Below are 2,583 nucleotides of genomic sequence, written 5' to 3'. Positions count from 1 at the left end.
CCGCCACGGTGCTGCGCATGCAGTTGGTGAACCAGTACAACAGAATCAAGGTAATAACGAAGGCGACACCGAAGAACATCACCACCATGACCAGACCATCAATCAGGTCGCCGACTTTCTTGGCGAAACCGACGATGTGGATCTGCACGTTAGGATTCTGCTTTTCAAACTTGTCGCGGATTTTTTCTTCCAGCTCGTGGGAGAACTTGCGGTAGTCCAGCGCCAGCAACTTGCCCTGGTCCTGCGGGTCCGGGTAAGACTCCAGCAGCGGGATATCGACAATGCTCGACTTGAAATCGTTGGCCACCAGACGCCCGACTTGCCCGGACTTGAGGACGTTGTTGCGCAGCAGATCGAGGCTTTGCTGGGAACCGTTGTAGCTCTGCGGGATCACTTCACCACCGGCGAAGCCCTCCTCCGTCACCTCGGTCCAGCGCACGCTCGGGCTCCACAGCGACTTGAGGCCGGAACGGTCGACGCCGGAAATGTAGAACACCTCGTCGTTGATCTGACGCAGAGTCTCCATGTATTCCTTGGAGAAGATATCGCCGTCAGTGGCTTCCACCGAGATCCGCACCGTGTTGCCCAGGTTCGCCAGATCGTTGCGGTGCTCCATCATCTTTTGAATGAACGGATGATCGAGCGGGATCATTTTTTCGAAACTGGTGGATGGCCGGATCAGCGTCGCCTGCCAGAACAGGAAAATACTGACCAGCAGGCAGATGAAGATCACTGCCGGGCGGTTGTTGAAAATCAGGCGCTCAAGAAACGTCGCCTTGTCCTGGTGATGGCTTGTCATCGATGTCATAGCTCCGCCCTTCTTATTATTTGCCCAGCTCTGAGCCGGTTGGCGAAGTAGCGCGAACGCCGCCCTGTCCTGCCAGAATCAGATTGCCATTGCCCGCCGCCGCCACTGCCGAAACGGAAATGCGATCCGGACGGTTGAACACGCTGAAGGTTTCGCCATTGTCGTTGCTGCGTATGACCGAGCCGCCGTTGCCGACGATCACGATGGAACCATCGTCGAGCAGCGTTGCGCCGGACAGCCCGAACTCCAATGCGCCGCGAGCGGCTTTCAACTCGACCTGTTCCCAGGTGCTGCCGAAATCCGTGGAGCGGTAGAGATTGCCGCGCAGGCCGTATGCCAACAGCGTATTGGCTTGCGCCGTGCCGATGACTCCAAACAGCGAGCCTTCGTAAGGGCCTTCAACTTTCTCCCAGGTCTGCCCCCAATCGGCCGAGCGGAACATGCTGCCCTGCTCGCCGACGATGAACAGCCCGGCATCTTTGACCGATGCGATGCCATTGAGGTGGAGCTGGTCCTCGTTGTCCAGGCGGTCACTGGCGTCTTCCCAGTGCTTGCCGCCGTCGGTGGTTTCCAGCAGTGCGCCATAAGCACCCACGGCATAGCCTCTGTTGGCGCCCTTGAACCAGACGTCGAGCAGCGGTGCTTCGCGTTTCAAATCGTCGAATTGTTTGGTCCAGGTAGCRCCACCGTCCTCGCTCGCGAGGATTTGTGCGTCATGGCCGACGGCCCAGCCGTGTTTGTCATCGATAAAAAACACCGACGTCAGCAGTGCCCGGGAGGGCACCTTGGCTTGAACCCAGGTCGCACCCTGGTCATCGGAATACAGAATGTGCCCGCGATCGCCGACCGCCACCAGGCGTTTGCCGGCGTGAACGATATCAAGCATCAGGCTTTTGGCAGCCTTGGCAGATTCAATGGAATAAACAGCATCGGATGCTGGCGCGGCAGCGGCCAGCACAGGTGCCGACAACGCGGCACAGCCCAACAGCGAGAGCGCTGTAGCCAGCAACGCGAATTTGCGTAATGCCGGCGGGCGGCAGATACCCACACCCATGACAGGCTCACTCATAGACCTTCCCCCATTATTATTGTTAGGTCGTTCAACCTTTCAGGGCGCCGTAAGGTGGCTCGTTGTGATTGGCTGTTTGGAGCTTGGTCCTGAAACGCGCAATCTAGAGCCCCTTCGGAAGCTGGCTTATCCTATCGGGGTTTGGAAAGGTCTGACAATCGACGCTGCGTTATGTTTTGTTAACCTGAGAGATATGCGGTTTGGCTGAATGATTGGGTATTAGGTGGAGTGATTGGGGTTTCTCTGGTTAGTGCTTGGAGTACATATCCGTTTCTGCGGTAACGGCTACTTATGGTTTCGCTCTTACAGCGACTCACTTTTCCAGACGCCGAAAAGTAAGCAAAAGGCTTCGCCCCGGCGTACGGCACTTCGCTAAGGCTCAGTGTTCCCTCGCTACGGCGTCCATCAGGGGGCATCGCCTACGGTCTGCTTCGCTACGACCTCCTCTCGATGTGTGCGGCTTCGCCGCACGGCGCTACGCGCCTAACCCCCTGATGAACACCTACGCTCGGCCTGCCGARGGGGCGAAAGATCAAAAGCAGTTCAAGATCAAAAGCCACAGCCACAGCCACAGCCAAACAAGATCAAAACCCGAGTGCTCCCACCGCTCTTCACCACTCAACAGGCCGAGCGTTAGCTCGCCTGAAAGCTTTTGATCTTGGGCTTTTGATTCACCCGCCCCCTCGGGAGGCTGAGTGGAGGTGTT

Annotated in this window: 1 protein-coding gene and 1 pseudogene; both read right to left on the bottom strand. The window is 57.5% G+C overall.

The window, feature by feature from the left end:
* Nucleotides 1–799, bottom strand: a pseudogene (locus AC1DSG_RS30085) (RND family transporter); the annotation flags it as partial.
* Nucleotides 800–824: 25 nt separating this feature from the next.
* Nucleotides 825–1,877: a WD40/YVTN/BNR-like repeat-containing protein gene (locus AC1DSG_RS30080; protein WP_477794125.1), complete on the bottom strand. Its 1,053-nt coding sequence runs from the start codon at nt 1,875–1,877 to the stop codon at nt 825–827.
* Nucleotides 1,878–2,583: the final 706 nt, after the last annotated feature.

It is taken from the genome of Pseudomonas sp. P5_A12, assembly GCF_056400685.1.
The sequence above is the reverse complement of the archived record's forward strand: the minus strand, read 5'-3'. Positions and strand labels throughout refer to the sequence as shown.